Annotated in this window: 10 protein-coding genes and 1 pseudogene; 3 read left to right on the plus strand and 8 right to left on the minus strand. The window is 43.3% G+C overall.

The features are described from left to right. Positions 1–10 precede the first annotated feature (10 nt). The 3 genes from Q0976_RS03495 to lnt are packed head-to-tail and all read left to right on the plus strand — an operon-like array spanning position 11 to position 3430. Positions 11–961 carry a hypothetical protein gene (locus Q0976_RS03495; RefSeq protein ID WP_299491007.1) on the plus strand — a complete coding sequence of 317 codons (951 nt, stop codon included), beginning with the start codon at positions 11–13 and terminating at the stop codon, positions 959–961. A gap of 53 nt (positions 962–1014) precedes the next feature. After that, positions 1015–1767 carry a lipase secretion chaperone gene (locus Q0976_RS03500; protein ID WP_299491086.1) on the plus strand — a complete coding sequence of 251 codons (753 nt, stop codon included), beginning with the start codon at positions 1015–1017 and terminating at the stop codon, positions 1765–1767. Further along, positions 1760–3430, plus strand: a complete 1671-nt coding sequence (gene lnt / locus Q0976_RS03505) for an apolipoprotein N-acyltransferase (RefSeq protein WP_299491008.1) — start codon at positions 1760–1762, stop codon at positions 3428–3430. Before Q0976_RS03500 ends, lnt begins: the two co-directional genes overlap by 8 nt. Before the next feature lie 61 nt (positions 3431–3491). Here lnt and Q0976_RS03510 read toward each other — a convergent pair whose 3' ends face one another. The 8 genes and pseudogenes from Q0976_RS03510 to Q0976_RS03545 form a co-directional block, all read right to left on the minus strand. Next, entirely contained in the window at positions 3492–5423 is a 1932-nt protein-coding gene (locus Q0976_RS03510; protein ID WP_299491009.1) for an Ig-like domain-containing protein, read from the minus strand. Between the two features lie 893 nt (positions 5424–6316). Beyond that, positions 6317–6810 (minus strand): annotated as a pseudogene (locus tag Q0976_RS03515) (YgjV family protein). Positions 6811–7015: 205 nt separating this feature from the next. Next, positions 7016–9928, minus strand: a complete 2913-nt coding sequence (gene gcvP / locus Q0976_RS03520) for an aminomethyl-transferring glycine dehydrogenase (protein WP_299491011.1) — start codon at positions 9926–9928, stop codon at positions 7016–7018. Positions 9929–10141: 213 nt separating this feature from the next. Then, positions 10142–10531 carry a glycine cleavage system protein GcvH gene (gene gcvH, locus Q0976_RS03525; RefSeq protein ID WP_299491012.1) on the minus strand — a complete coding sequence of 130 codons (390 nt, stop codon included), beginning with the start codon at positions 10529–10531 and terminating at the stop codon, positions 10142–10144. Positions 10532–10556: 25 nt separating this feature from the next. Beyond that, positions 10557–11651, minus strand: a complete 1095-nt coding sequence (gene gcvT, locus Q0976_RS03530; RefSeq protein WP_299491013.1) for a glycine cleavage system aminomethyltransferase GcvT — start codon at positions 11649–11651, stop codon at positions 10557–10559. A gap of 332 nt (positions 11652–11983) precedes the next feature. Then, positions 11984–13210 (minus strand): FAD-dependent oxidoreductase, encoded by a 1227-nt coding sequence (locus tag Q0976_RS03535; RefSeq protein WP_299491014.1) that lies wholly within the window; start codon positions 13208–13210, stop codon positions 11984–11986. Between the two features lie 41 nt (positions 13211–13251). After that, entirely contained in the window at positions 13252–14484 is a 1233-nt protein-coding gene (gene ubiH, locus Q0976_RS03540) for a 2-octaprenyl-6-methoxyphenyl hydroxylase (RefSeq protein ID WP_299491016.1), read from the minus strand. Positions 14485–14496: 12 nt separating this feature from the next. After that, on the minus strand, positions 14497–15069 hold the full coding sequence (locus tag Q0976_RS03545; protein WP_299491017.1) for a UPF0149 family protein: 573 nt from the start codon (positions 15067–15069) through the stop codon (positions 14497–14499). Positions 15070–15194 lie beyond the last annotated feature (125 nt).

The following is a 15194-nucleotide window of genomic DNA, read 5'->3' on the forward strand; positions in this document are numbered from 1 at the left end:
TGGAAGAGTGATGCGATATTTTTCCAATAAACTCATGTTAGTCGCCGTTTCATTGTGTGTACTGATTGCCTGTTTGTTGCTTTCAATGTTTGTACCATTAGGGCAAGCTGAGCGTGATGTGGTGGCCTCGGCTCATAATACCTCTGACGTTGAGGGCAGCCAGAACGCATTAACACGTTATGAAACGGTTGCGAGCAATTGGCGCTGGCAAAGGGGTGAGGCGCAAACGGAGCCGATGTCACTCAATGACCAACAGGTGGCAAAATATCCTTTTACTCCTCAATCTGTGTTTGATGCTTTGCATGCGGTTAAATTGGATGTTGATGGGAATGTCGTACTGGATCATGATGCGCTTGTCTCCTTAGATGAAACATTAGAGAGGATCCATAATCGACTGGATGAGGAGAGTGTGGGCGTGCTGGTGAACTTGATACATCAGAGTCTCCCCGGTCAAGCGGGTTTGCAACTGGGGGAATTAGTAGAGAACTATTATCACTTTTTAGAATCCAAAGAATCATTTAGCCGAATAAATGAAGGTTTATTGGTAAAGCAGGATGTGGATCCACTCATATCGATTGAGCAAGATATAGGGCTTTATGCGGAGCTTCAGGCATTACGAGAAGTGCATTTAGGCAGTGATGTGACTGCTGAGCTATTTCGAGTGAGTGATGCTAACGCTCAGTATATGTTTGAGAGCATGAAACTAGAAGCGACTCAGAATTTAACGTTCCAAGAGCGTGAGCAAAAACGTAAAGATATTCAAGCACAATATATTGCACAATCTGTAAATGTATTGAATTGGCCTGTTCGCTATTCCACTTTTTTAAGCGCTAAACAGGCTATCACCTCTTCTTCGATTGATATTCAAGAAAAGGTTAAGCAAGTGAATGCATTGCTGAGTCAGCATTTTAGTCCTGAAGAACTCACTCGAATTGAGTATTTGAAGTTAAATGAGATTTAAGGTTTTAATTTTTATTAAATCTTATTGTTGTTTTAGCGAGTGAGGGCTAAGTGATGAGACTGAACTCCAGTTTATTGCGGCTGATTTTTTTGATATCTCTTGTGCTTGTGATTGCTTTTGTTCATGTGCACTTGCACCGAAAAGCCTTGCTATCAATAGCATCAAAGCCCGTTGAGCTTGAGCCTCATAATCTTAAGTCCGTTAATGTGTGGCGACAACCAGATGAGGCGTTTCGTTTTTTTCCTGTTCAAATAGGTGAGCAAGATTATCGGTTTCATTTCACGGATTTTGCCTCCATTCTGACTCGAGTCTCATTAGATTCAAATCAATTGCTGGTTATTAATGATCAAACAAAAAATCAACTAAAAAGATTGACAGAAAATTTGCCACCAGACTTGCGAGTGATAGATCGTGCTCGGCTGGATTTTTTAATTCAAAAAAGTATTACAGGGAAAGCAGGCGTGCAATTGACTCAGTTATTTCATGCCTATGTCCGATATAGTGAATTATTGCATGTTCATTTACAGCAAGTGAAAAGTGCTCAAAGTCGAGGCGAATATGAAGTGTTACAAACGAGTATGAAGAGGATAAAGCAACTTCAAGCCACTGTTTTCGGGAAAGAAACGGCAAGCGTTTTTTTTAAACGGGACAATATTAGCATGCACTACCTGATACAGCGCCGAATATTGACTTTGGACAATTCTATGAGCGCAGTGGATAAACAAAATATGGGCTTGCAGTTACAGCAAGCGTATTTATTGGATTTAGCCCAGTTGAAAGTGTTAGAGGAGAGCGAGGATGGCTAAAGTGCTCTTTATGAGCTCAAGGCCATTTCTGACAAGTTGGCGTTTTTGTGCGTCACTATGGCCACTGGCTCAATCATTACTGCTGGTTATGGTATCTGCAGGGCTTTTGTCGTTAGCTTTATTAGATCATGAACGTTTCTATTTAGTCTGGTTTGCCTTTATCCCTATCTTGTATGCGATAGAGAAAGCATCAATGATGATGGCTTATTCATTGGGGGTCATTGCAGGGATGGTGATGTTTGCCAGTTCAACTTATTGGGCGGCCGACTTCTTAGTGATTGCAAAAGGGCAAACTCGCCTAGTCAGTTATTTATGGGCGTCGCTTTATTGGTTTTATTGTGCTCAATTGTTTGGTTTATTATGTTGGCTGTTTACGCTATTGAAATGCTATACAAGAGTACATGAGTTTATTCTTTTTCCTTTAGTTGTTGCCTCATCGATTGCGGCTTTCCCCCAATTATTCTTATTCGATCTTGCACAGACTCAAGTGTCTTTTTTAATTGCCTTACAAGGGATTGCATTTTTTGGTGTATCAGCTCTGGATGCCATTATTGCACTGACTAATATTGTGCTGTTTAGATTGATCTATCAATGGACAACAAAGCCATTTTCTATCAAGCAAAGGGATAGAAGAGCAATGCTTGTTGCCGTCTCTGTGTTGGTGTTTTGGTTTGGATTTGGCATTTTTCAACGCCAAGAGTGGGCGGAAATTGTCAGCGGATCTGAAATGATGAAAGTGGGGTTAGTTCAGGCAAATGAATCACCGAATTTGGGACATGTGCAAGTGATGCCCGGCTTCGGGAAGGTTTATCCCCCTGAAATGGATATGACGACGCGGCTGGGTACTATAGGTGCTGAGTTAGTTATCTGGTCTGAAGCTCGGCCTAAAGGGTATCTAGATGATAGGCAAGTGCAGCGAGCGTATCAGCAGGAAGTCGCGAATATTGGTGTGAGTGTGCTGTTTCAAGATCTGAACAATGTCATTAGCCCTACTAATGGGCTTGTTGAGAATCGATACAATACCGCCGTGATGCTCAATCATGCAGGGAAAGAGGTGGGACATTATCAAAAGATAAAGCGTATTCCTTTTGGAGAATATATTCCTTTTGCTGATAAAGGAACCTGGGTTTACGCTTGGTTCAAATCCTATTTCGGTGGCTTTTCCAGTGAGCTCACTGCGGGTTATCACTTTAACGTCTTTTCTCATGCTAGAGCCGATATTGTGCCGCTTATCTGTTATGAAACCACCTTTTCAACCTTTGTTGCTAAGGGTGTTGCCAATGCCAATAATATCTTAGATCCCAAAGAGATGAATAAGCCTTTATTGCTTGTCGCCATGTCCAACGATGCTTGGTTTGGATCAGTTCATCAATCTCATCAGCATATTCTTGCCTCAGTACTAAGAGCCGTTGAAAATAGAACGCCTTTGGTGCACGTGGTGAACAATGGCCCATCCATTGTGGTATCCCCGACGGGACAAATAATGTTTACTTCTGACTTTAGGCAGGCTGGAGGGTATGTTGCTGAGGTGCCTTTATATCATCATAGTCGTGGCAGTTTTTTTAGTCGTTATCCTTCATTATTTTATCACTGTCTATTGTTTATTTGGGGGATTTTGTTGTTGGTGTTTATTCGAGGTTTGAGGCAAAGAGAGGTGACATAATGAGAGACAGCTTATATCAGTCACTCACTATGTCGGTACATTAATACTACTTATTCAATTATTATGTCTCTTCAATATCTTCAATGATAAAGTCGTCACCCTTTAATATACTAATGCAAGTCTCTGCAACTTCTTTGAGGAGCTCAGCTTGTGATGGGTTAGTTGCCATACCAATGATGTGTGCTTGTTGAATTATAGCCTCTTGTACTGAAAGGTCGGGAACTGATACATCATCAATGGGTAAATCTATTGCATTGATTTCAATTAAGAAACTTTCGTGGTGTTTTTCCAGTACCTCTATTAGCGATGGGTTTCTCGTAAGCCCTTCTATTAGCTTTTCGCACAAAGAAGCAATCCCTTTGGCTCTTGACTCCATGGTATGATTTTGATTTGTTGTGTCTATTTGCGCAAGAGCATTGGTAGTAATTTCGATTAATATTACTTCAATTGCAGGATTCCTTGATAAAGCATATAGCAGTCCACCTCCTATTATCCCTTTAGCAGCTAATGCATGAGTAACCATGTCTTCATCATTGGTGTCATGTTGAGGGGAAGATATGATCATTTCATCGATGGAGGTGATACAAGCCGTTGCGATTTCATTGAGCAATTCAGACAGTGATGGATTATGTGAAGTGTAAATGAGTTGGGCCTGTTGAACGGCTGCTTTATGGTGAACAAAATCGGAAATCATTTCATTACTATTTGATGATACTAATGAATTAATTTCTTGTAAGAAATGGTCATAATAGAGGCTCATTTCATCTGTTAATGAAGGATTTCTCGATACCCCTGCTATAAATCCAGAGCATAGAGCAGCGATACCCGCGGCTTTATGTTCAATGTTATGGTGTTGATTGACTAGTTCTATTTCCATCAGTGCTTTATTTAAGATTTCAACGAAAAAGGACTCGACTGCGGGGTTTCTGGAGTAAGCAATTAACAGACTTTCGCCTAGTATGCCGATAGCTTTTGCTCTGCGAGAATCGATGGTCATTGCTGTGTCTTGCATATCGATTAAGTCGGTTGAAGGCGCGACATCATTGATAAAGTTGATGCAGTCATTGGCGATACCATCTAGAATGTCCCGCAGTGATGGATTACGGGCGGTGTGAATGATTTGAGCACCTCGAATGACGGCTATTTGATGTGTCAAGTCGAGCATAAATTCAACTTCATTGGCAGATGTAAGTGAAGTGATTTTTTGCTCAAAATCGTCATAATAGCTTGTGAGTGAATCTGTCATAGAGGGATTTCTCGCAATCCCTTCTAATAATCTGGCGCACAAATAGGCGATACCGCTGGCTTTGGTCTCTGCTGTGTGGCCATCATCAGTGATGACTATTTGAGCAATTGCTTCGTTTGTAAGGTCAAGAGATTGAACTTTTAGCGAAGGGTTTCTTGATAGGGCATATAAAAAACTTCCTCCTATTCTTCCTATTGCCTCGGCAACGCCACTTTCGCTAACCAAAACGTTGGCAGTTTTTTTCATACCATTTTGTGAAACGGTGATAGTCACTTCGCCACCTGAATGTCCCGTCACTAGACCAGCATGAACACTGGCAACGGTATCGTTACTGCTTGTCCAAAGGGCGTCTTCGGAGATGTCGTTGCTACTCGCATCACTGTAATTACCTATTGCCGTTAATTGAATGGATTCACCAGCAGCAATGATTATTTTTTCGTGACTCATTGTGATCGTGTTGAGCTCTATAATGACTACAGTATCATCGGTGCTGGTAGTATCTGTATCATCAGTGCTGGTCGTATCCGTATCATCGGTGTTGGTTATATCTGTATCATCGGTGTTGGTCATATCCGTATCATCAGTGCTGCTAGTAGTGGAAGTGGTGTTACTACTAGTGGTCGTTGTGTTGCTAGAAGTTGAGCTCCCGCTATCATCACTTCCCCCGCACCCCATCAATAATAAGATGAATAGGCTTGCTGAAAAGAAATAACGCACAGCGGGTTTACACTTAGATGAATTAGACATAGTTGACTCCTAGCAGTATGAATATTCGTTATTCCGTTCAACTGGATTCCATTTTAAGTAAAGAGACAGAGTGATTCTGCAACCCTATTTATTTTTGCTTCATATCTTATTTATATACTAAGTGTTTTAATCAAATATTGAATGAGGCTTGGGTATGATATTAAGCTGATCTTATGGATATAATGCCATCATGGATTAATACTTTTTTACTACTTCCTTAATGCTTCACGTCATCATCTTGGCTATTTGTTGCTGGAGAGCCACCTAAAATGACTTATTTTTTGATGTTTCTCAGTGATGAATACCATGGTGTGTATTCCAAATGATTTTTTTATTTATCAATTAACGCCTATTTTCACTCCAGATACTATTCTTAAAACGTTGTTGCATTTACAACTTAGATTGCTACATTGGCTATGCAGGTGTGTACGGAAAAATCAAGCTGATGAGCGGTCAGCTAACATGTTACGGTTCCACTGACAGCCGAGAGGATGAGAGCAAGAAATTGTGATTAAACAAGGTGGAATGGTGATTTCGCCACCCCCAGTATTACCATGAAGTTGAGTTTCTAACGGATGGAACTAGTTTCAGAGTCGATTATTATGCTCAGCAGGATTCAGATATTGTGGCTGAAAACTACTCTGAGCGAGATGATTAAGGCTGTGGCTGATTATATTCACAGGTTAGCGTTCAAATGAAAGCGGATGGCATTTTGTGTGTTCCCTAGATTTATTTTGTATTGATGAAGTTTGCTTGTTTTCCAGAGCATTATGGGGATAAATTACTTACTGCTCTTTGTTATTACTAATTACCGTCGTTATTTTAATCACTTCATCCACTGGTAGGGGATATTTATAGCCTAATGTTTAAGTGGCAAAGATAACTATTCCCCGTTAATGCGTGACTGGTTGCTTAGCAATATAAAATCGATAATAACCCATTAAGTTACTGCTAATAAAGAGAGCTTCCATTAATACTGCAGTAGGAGATTGGGCGAGTGCATTATGAGTGAGCCAAAAACTGGTGCCTATTATCATCCAAAAACGTAATGCTTTGTCTTGTTGACTGAAAGCCGCTTTAGTTTGTAGACAAGATCCGATGCAACTCAATAGACTTAATGGATCTGTAAAGGTGATAATCGATACGAATACCGCCATTGCCATGAATACATACTCTAATGTTTTGGCTTGAGTGAAAATGCTGATCAGATAGCGACTCTCGGCCAGGAGCATTAAGCAGGCCGCAGTCCATTGCGACAATAAAAAAAGTGGGCAGAGATAAATAAACCTGCTATCACTAAACAACTTAAAATATGCTTTCGTGATTTACATTGAAATGCAAGCAGATCAAAGATAATAGCGACAGCTGTGAGGCATTGTGACAGCATGAAAGTGGATAGTTCAAACTGAAGTGGTCAACTAATTCTGGCCACGGATTTATGTTCATTCTTAAATATTTTCTCGAGTCTGTTTATGCGTTGCTGACGCAGACAATACAAGGCGGCGCGAAAGCTGAGTCTCGGAGTTGACTCTTGTCAATGAGAAACGAAGCTAAGCGCCAACACAGTAGTGTTAAGTCCAAGCAGCCATAAATTACTCGTAATTGCCGATTGGAATACAGGCGCAGAACAAATTTCTATCCCCAAACACATCATCGATGCGATTAACACTGGGCCAGAATTTATTGGCTTTGACGGCATCACAGGGGAACACGGCTTGTTCGCGGCTGTAAGGGCGGCTATCAAAGGCAGGATCTAAGATGTCATCCAAGGTGTGCGGGGCATGACACAGTGGATTATTATCAACGGGCCACTCACCGGACTCGACTTTAGCGATTTCTTCTCGAATGGCTATCATGGCATCGATGAAGCGGTCTAACTCGACTTTTGACTCAGATTCTGTGGGTTCAATCATTAAAGTACCAGCCACAGGAAAACTCATCGTGGGAGCATGAAAACCGTAATCATTGAGGCGCTTGGCAATGTCCATTTCACTGACACCTGAGGCTTCTTTGAGTGGACGTAAGTCTAAAATACACTCATGAGCGATGCGATCATGGCGGCCTGTGTACAAAATGGGGTAATGATGTGATAGTTTTTGGGTGATGTAGTTTGCATTGAGCATAGCCACTTGAGTGGACTGTGTCACCCCTTGGCTGCCAAGCAGTTTAATGTACATATAAGAGATGGGCAAAATACCCGCACTGCCAAAAGGCGCGGCTGATACGGCGCCATTATTGTCACTTTCAAGGCCTGATTTGAACTGAGTATGACCAGCGACAAAAGGCGCAAGGTGGGCTTTCACGCCAATGGGGCCCATCCCCGGGCCACCACCGCCATGAGGAATGGCAAAGGTTTTATGCAAGTTTAAATGGGACACGTCGGCACCAATAAAACCAGGAGAGGTGATCCCTACCTGCGCATTCATGTTGGCACCATCGAGGTATACTTGGCCGCCGTGCTGGTGGATGAGGTCGCAAATATCTTTGACGCTTTCTTCATATACACCGTGAGTCGAGGGATAAGTTATCATGATACAAGATAAGTTATCCGCCATCTCAGTGGCTTTTGCGGTCAAGTCGGTCATGTCAATATTGCCGTCTTTGTCACAGGCGGTGACCACCACTTTCATGCCTGCAAGCTGAGCTGACGCAGGGTTAGTACCGTGGGCAGATTGGGGAATGAGACAGATGTTACGATGAGACTCACCCCGCGACTCGTGATATTTTTTAATGGCTAATAGGCCAGCATATTCGCCTTGTGCACCAGAGTTAGGCTGCATGCAGATGGCGTCATAGCCGGTGATTTTGACCAGCCAGTCGGAGAGTTCACTTAATAGCTGAGCATAACCTTGGGCTTGCTCTTGTGGGCAAAAAGGATGCATATTGGCAAATTCAGGCCAACTGATGGGCAGCATTTCACTGGCCGCATTCAGCTTCATGGTGCAAGAGCCTAACGAGATCATCGAGTGATTGAGTGCCAAGTCTTTATTTTCTAATCGCTTGATGTAACGCATCATCTCGGTTTCACTTTGATAACGATTAAAGGTGGGGTGCGTTAAAATCGCATCAATACGTTTAAGGCTCTCTGGCATGCCTGTGTGTGACGTGGCTTGAGCCTGTTTGCTCGAGTGTGCTTGAAGCAGCTGCTCATCCAATGCGGTTACATCAAGACCGTGCCCTTGGCCTAAAATGACATCAAATAAGGTGTGTATATCAGTGCGCTCAGTGGTTTCATCTAAGCTTATGCCAAGGCGTGTATTACTGTCGATGCGAAAATTGATTTCGGCTTGTGCCGCGCGAGCGTTAATGGCCGCCACATCCACATTATCTAATGTGAGGGTATCAAACCAGCGGTTGTTAAAGGGCGTGATGCCTTTACTGGTAAGCCCTAAAGCTAAAATATCGGTTAATCGTAAAATTCTCTCAGCAATGGTTTTTAGACCGTCTGGGCCATGAAATACCGCATAGAAAGAGGCCATGTTGGCTAGCAATACTTGCGCGGTACAAATATTAGAGTTCGCTTTTTCGCGGCGAATATGTTGTTCACGGGTTTGCATTGCCATGCGCAGAGCGCGTTTACCCCGAGTATCTTGAGACACGCCAATAATACGGCCAGGCATGGAGCGCTTAAAGGTATCACGTGCGGTAAAAAAGGCGGCATGTGGGCCACCATAGCCCATCGGTACACCAAAGCGTTGGCTGTTACCAAAGACCACATCGGCACCCATTTCTCCGGGTGATTTGAGCAGCACCAGAGACATGAAGTCGGCGGCCATGGCCACAATGGCTTTCTTGTCGTGCAAGGCTTGAATGAGTGCGCTGCGATCCTCTATCTGCCCATAACGGTTGGTATATTGCAATAATGCGCCAAAGAGTTCGTAGTTAACGGCTTCTTCGGCGGGGCCAATGATTATCTCAAATCCAAAGCATTCGGCGCGGGTTTGTATGACATCGAGGGTTTGAGGAAATACATCATCAGCCACAAAAAAAATATTTGCTTTTTTAGCTTTTGAGACCCGTTTGGCTAGCGCCATCGCCTCAGCTGCGGCGGTGGCTTCATCTAGCAAGGAGGCAGAAGCTAAATCCAGTCCTGTTAAGTCCATTGAGAGCTGTTGAAAATTTAAAATGGCTTCTAAACGACCTTGGGCAATTTCAGGTTGATAGGGCGTATAAGCAGTATACCAGCCAGGATTTTCCAGTACGTTACGCAAAATGACACTGGGCACATGGGTACCATAATAACCTGCGCCAATATAGCTTTTGAAAACGTTATTTTTATTAGCGATTTGACGTAAGTAATCTAAACCTTCGGCTTCAGAGCAGGGCTGACCTGTATCTAAGGTTTGAGGTAAGCGAATCGACTCTGGCACAATTTGCGCTGTTAAATCGTCAAGAGAGGTGGCGCCAATGGCATCTAACATGGCCGCTTGCTGGGCATTATCGGGGCCAATATGACGGCGAATAAACCGATCGTGTTGCTCTAATTGTGTCAAGGTTGCAGTCATGGGTTACCAAAGTATCCTGTGGTTATATCCTGTGGCTAGGAGTGCAAGCACGTAAAGGAAATGTGCAGGCGTGATGTTTACCAAACTACAGGGTTAATTAAAAACAGACAATCAAGGGTGCATGTTAAAGTAAAGGTGATGTCTATGAAGTCAGTGGTGGCGCAAAGGCTAAACCTCACTCACCGATAGGTGAGTGAGGACTTCGCCATAAAATTATTCATCATCGATGACAGCTTGATAATCGTCGGCATCAAGCAGGTTGTCCAGCTCACTTTCATCCGATGGCATGACGCGAAAAAACCAGCCATCACCAAATGCATCGCTATTGACCAGTTCAGGTGAATCTTCTAAGGTTTCGTTAACGGCTAAGACTTCACCGGATAAAGGGGCATAAATATCCGAGGCCGCTTTTACTGATTCTGCGACTGCGCAATCATCGCCAGCACTGAGGGTATCGCCGACTTCTGGCAATTCAACAAAAACCATATCACCTAATAACTCTTGGGCATGTTCACTGATCCCGACGGTATAGCTGCCATCTTCTTCTCTACGGATCCATTCATGTGAGGCGGTATAGCGAAGTTCAGTTGGGATGTTACTCATTGCGTTTGTTCCTTGTTCGATTAATTTAAAATGCTTGTTTACCATTACGGACAAAGTTGGGAGAGACCACATTTACAGGGATACGTTTTTTACGCATTTCGACTTGAGCCGTTTTTCCTATATTACTGGGTACTCTCGCCATGGCAATAGAATAGCCTAAGGTGGGGGAAAATGTCCCACTGGTGATTAGACCTTCTTCTTCTATGCCTTGCTCATTGGTAAAAAAGACCTTCATGCCGTGGCGAATAACGCCTTTATCTGTCATGACGAGACCGACTAATTTGTCATGTCCTTTTACCTTGATAGCCTCCAGTGCTTCGCGGCCATTAAACTGCCGTTCATTAGGTTCCCAAGCAATGGTCCAGCCCATGTTGGCAGCAAGGGGATTGACGCTTTCATCCATATCTAAACCATAAAGATTCATACCAGCCTCAAGACGAAGTGTATCACGGGCGCCAAGGCCGCAAGGCCGTACACCGACATCAATCAAAGCTTGCCATAGGGCAGGGGCTTGTTCTTGAGGTAAAATAATCTCAAACCCCGCTTCGCCAGTATAGCCTGTGGTGGCGATAAATAAATCACCGGTTTGTTTGCCGAAAAACATTTTCATGCCTGCAATATCACTATTGTGCTCATCAGAAAGCACTTGTGTGGTTTTGGCTTTTGCATGGGGGCCTTGTACGGCAATCATGGCCAGTTCTGGACGCTCTGTGATCTGTACATCAAAAGATATTGCTTGGGCATTGATCCAGTTAAGATCATTTTCTCGTGTGGCTGAGTTGACGACGATACGATAATGAGTGTCAGATAAAAAATAAGTAATGAGGTCATCAATGACGCCCCCTTCGTTATTTAGCATGCCACCGTACAAAGCTTTACCGGGTAAGGTGAGTTTCGCGACATCATTAGCCAGTAATTGTCTTAAAAAGGGCTTGGCTTGTTCGCCTGTGACGTCGACAACGGTCATGTGTGACACATCAAACATGCCTGCATCTTGGCGAACGGCGTGGTGTTCTTCGATTTGAGAGCCATAGTTAAGCGGCATATCCCAGCCATGAAAATCCACCATTTTAGCGTTTGCTTCGAGGTGTTTTTGAAACAATACCGTTTTATTCGCCATGTTGACTCCCTTGTTGGGGTGTTGCTGTTAATGTCTAAAGGTTGCTGATGCTCATAATGCATAGCGTGAAGCAAATGGGGTAGCATTGCGATGAGCCGGGCTCAAAGGCACCTTTACGAATAAACAACTTGAATATGCATCAAAAATTGTTACTCAAACAGCGTTAATATTGAAATACGACAAAAGTATACCTTGAGGTTGGAAGGGAGATCACAAGGTTTTTTCTAATCTATGATGAGTTAGCATTACTTTTTCTCATGTCAAACGCAGAAACATTTGAGCATGAGAAAATGAATAAAAGACAGGTTTAGTTATAACTAATTAATATTAAACTATTTTGTTTTTTTGTCGCTGTGAAGCTGGCAAGACAAGGGCAGATCGGATTTATTACCGAGTGCTTGTTGAATAAACAGTGTTTTTAATGGCGCAAAATGATCCACGAGATTTAACCCCAATGCACTTATGGCTTTCTTGATGGGATTTTGGCCAGTAAATAAGCGTTTAAAGCCTTCCATTGCGGCAATCATTTCCATGGCATCGGCTTTACGCCAACGCTCTAATGCCCGTAAATGTCGATATTGACCAATGTCTTTATTATTGCGATGAAGTTGGCCAACTTCCTGGGCAATACACGCTGCGTCAAGAAACCCTAAATTAACGCCTTGTCCGGCAAGCGGATGAATTGTATGGGCGGCATCACCAGCCAAAATCAGTCGATGGCGCGCAAAATGACGGGCATAACGCATACGAAGTGGAAAGGCCTGTCTTGGGCTTTCCAGTTGGCAAAGCCCGAGTTTGGCATTAAATTGTGCCGTTAATGTGTGCTCAAATTCGTCTTTATCACAATTCACTAAATGGGCTGATTGTTCTGGTGGCAATGACCAGACAATGGAGCACAAATGAGGATCGCTAAGGGGTAAGAATGCAAGTGGGCCTTTTGCGGTAAAAATTTGTCTGGCGGTTTTACCGTGTGGTAGCTGTGTGCGTATGGTAGCCACTAAACCATGATGACCATAATCCCAGAAACTCAAGGGAATTTGACATGTCTCACGTACCCATGAGTTGGCACCATCGGCGGCGATCACTAAGGCAGCACTTAAGCTGTCACCATTATCTAAGCTTAACCAAGCTTCTCTTTCGCCAAAAGCAATATTGGTGACTTGAGTATTGTCGAGATGACTCAGTGAGCTGTAGTCTGATGCACTCTGACTCAGTGCATAACTAATGGCATCATTTTCGATAATACTGCCTAAATGGCCAATGCCTAAACGATGGGCATCAAAGTCGATTTTGCCTAAGCTATCTTCACACCAGACGTGCATTTTTTGATAATCACTCAGACGAGAAATTAATGGCCAAGCCCCTAAATGGGTGAGTAGTCGTTCACTGGCTTGATTAATGGCACTGACTCTGAGTTTTGGTGCGCCTGTTACGGCCTCAACTTCACCGTTATCGATAAGCACGACTCTCAGTGATTCTTTTGCTAACCCGATGGCGGTGGCGAGTCCCACCATTCCTCCGCCCACAACGGCGACATCAAAGGTTTGGGTGCTTAACATGTGCGATCCTTAACAAAATAACGACAATGGGGGGATTGGTATCATAATTTTTTCCAACCCATGGCGGTTTTGGCAATGGGGGTTTTAAGGGGAGGACACCAGGAGAGTAACCTTAGTCCTAGATCCCGCCCTAGCACTAAGGGCCAGTATTGATTTGAGAAACTGCGAACCAATAACTCAATATGCCCCAGTGTACTGTTTCTGTCTTGAATGCGCTGGGATAAATATTCATGAACCACTTGGCTTGTGCCTAGATCTTCTGTGGTTTGACAGGCATTTTTGATCACTTTAACGGCAGTAACTAGATCCCTAAGGCCTAAATTAAATCCTTGTCCAGCGATGGGATGTAAGGTTTGTGCCGCATTACCAATAAAAAGTGTGCGATGATAAATCGGCCTTGCCATACTTGATAGCATTAATGGGTAGCTAGTGCGCTGGCCAACATCAATCAATTCACCTGCGCGAAATCCAAATGCTTGTTGCAATGCTTGAATAAAAACGGGTTTTGATGCCTTGATTAATCGACGTGCTTCGCTATCGGATAAGGCCCATACTAAGGAAAGTCTGTGCTGTCCTTGATGGCTACTCAGTGGTAGTAAGGCTAATGGACCTTGCTTTGTAAATCGCTCATAAGCCCAATGCTGGTGAGGTTTGCGAGTATGAATGTTAGCCACGATGGCGGTCTGATTAAAATCCACTTGTTTTAGTGGCAAGTTCATACTTTGGCGCACTTTAGAATGAATTCCGTCTGCGGCAATGACTAATGGCGCTGCGATTTGTCGGCCATCATTTAAATGCAGCAATTGTTTTTTTGAATGCGTGTCAATATGTTCCAGTGTGGCAGGACAAAATAGCTGAACTTGGCTATTATCGAGTAATTCAAATAATGTGTGGCCGATAGCATCGAGCTCAACCACTTGCCCCAAATAAGGCACATGAAATTGGCTGTTGCTCAGCTCTGTCATACCAAAATGGCCGCGATCTGACACATGGATATGTTGAATATCGTTACCAAGATGGGCTAATTGGGGCCAAATCCCCAGTTGGGTTAATTCAAAAATAGAATGATGGGCAATCGCAATAGAGCGTGCATCGAAACCTGGATGATCATTATTGGGGCGCTGAGCCTCAATGAGGGCGATATTGATTGCAGCACCATTATGGAATGACAACTGTGATAAAGCTAAGGCCAAAATGGCACCTGTCATGGCGCCTCCGACTATCGCAATATCGACATTAATAGTTTCAGCTGACGCATTGTTTTGTTGTGTCATGGTAGGTAAAGGCTAGTGTAGGGCAGGCTTTTCTTGTTTGGGATCGACTAAATCAGGCCCAAACTCGGAATAACAAAGTAGCGCTGCGATGCGAGTAAACTCTAATAATTCAACATAAGCGGTCTCAGATTCATCATCATCACTGACATCAATTTCAACTTGGGCGATGTTAGCGAGATCTTGAATGACTTCTTGAACATCTTTGGATGCTTTATTGAGTTTTGGTTGTATGATAGCCAGACCAGTGAGAAAGCTTTGCACCCATAAAGATAAGGCTTCGACTCGTTGCGAAAGGGGCTCTTCTTCTTCAGGGAGAATGGGACTAAAACCAAAGTCAGGATCCGATAGTCGAGTCACGCTGTCTTGATACAATTCACTAATTAAATGTTGTAGATTGTGAGGTAAAGGTTGACCGTCATTGATAAGCTCAAGTAAAGGTTGCACCCAAGCATCATTTGTTTGTTTGATGCCACCGCAAATCAGTCCAACTAAGGCACCGTGCACTTCGACGGCTTGCTGACCGATTTCGGCCTCGTTAAGTGCCGCATGTAAATTATCTATCTGAAAGAAAGGGGAGGTTGCCATATGGGGGGTCCTGTCGCTATATTTACTTAATATACCTAGTTTATGCTAGCAGAAGTGATTGATTCGACCAAGGGGTGCTATCACAAACTTCAGCAAAACGATGACAAAATGCGTTTATTTATTCC

Source organism: uncultured Shewanella sp. (assembly GCF_947501665.1).
Lineage (GTDB): Bacteria > Pseudomonadota > Gammaproteobacteria > Enterobacterales > Shewanellaceae > Shewanella.

Coding starts and splice junctions, on each gene's coding strand:
- gcvP (WP_299491011.1), bottom strand. CDS start 9,928: ATGACTGCAACCTTGACACAATTAGAGCAACACGATCGGTTTATTCGC.
- gcvH (WP_299491012.1), bottom strand. CDS start 10,531: ATGAGTAACATCCCAACTGAACTTCGCTATACCGCCTCACATGAATGG.
- Q0976_RS03535 (WP_299491014.1), bottom strand. CDS start 13,210: ATGTTAAGCACCCAAACCTTTGATGTCGCCGTTGTGGGCGGAGGAATG.
- lnt (WP_299491008.1), top strand. CDS start 1,760: ATGGCTAAAGTGCTCTTTATGAGCTCAAGGCCATTTCTGACAAGTTGG.
- gcvT (WP_299491013.1), bottom strand. CDS start 11,651: ATGGCGAATAAAACGGTATTGTTTCAAAAACACCTCGAAGCAAACGCT.
- Q0976_RS03545 (WP_299491017.1), bottom strand. CDS start 15,069: ATGGCAACCTCCCCTTTCTTTCAGATAGATAATTTACATGCGGCACTT.
- ubiH (WP_299491016.1), bottom strand. CDS start 14,484: ATGACACAACAAAACAATGCGTCAGCTGAAACTATTAATGTCGATATT.
- Q0976_RS03495 (WP_299491007.1), top strand. CDS start 11: ATGCGATATTTTTCCAATAAACTCATGTTAGTCGCCGTTTCATTGTGT.
- Q0976_RS03500 (WP_299491086.1), top strand. CDS start 1,015: ATGAGACTGAACTCCAGTTTATTGCGGCTGATTTTTTTGATATCTCTT.
- Q0976_RS03510 (WP_299491009.1), bottom strand. CDS start 5,423: ATGTCTAATTCATCTAAGTGTAAACCCGCTGTGCGTTATTTCTTTTCA.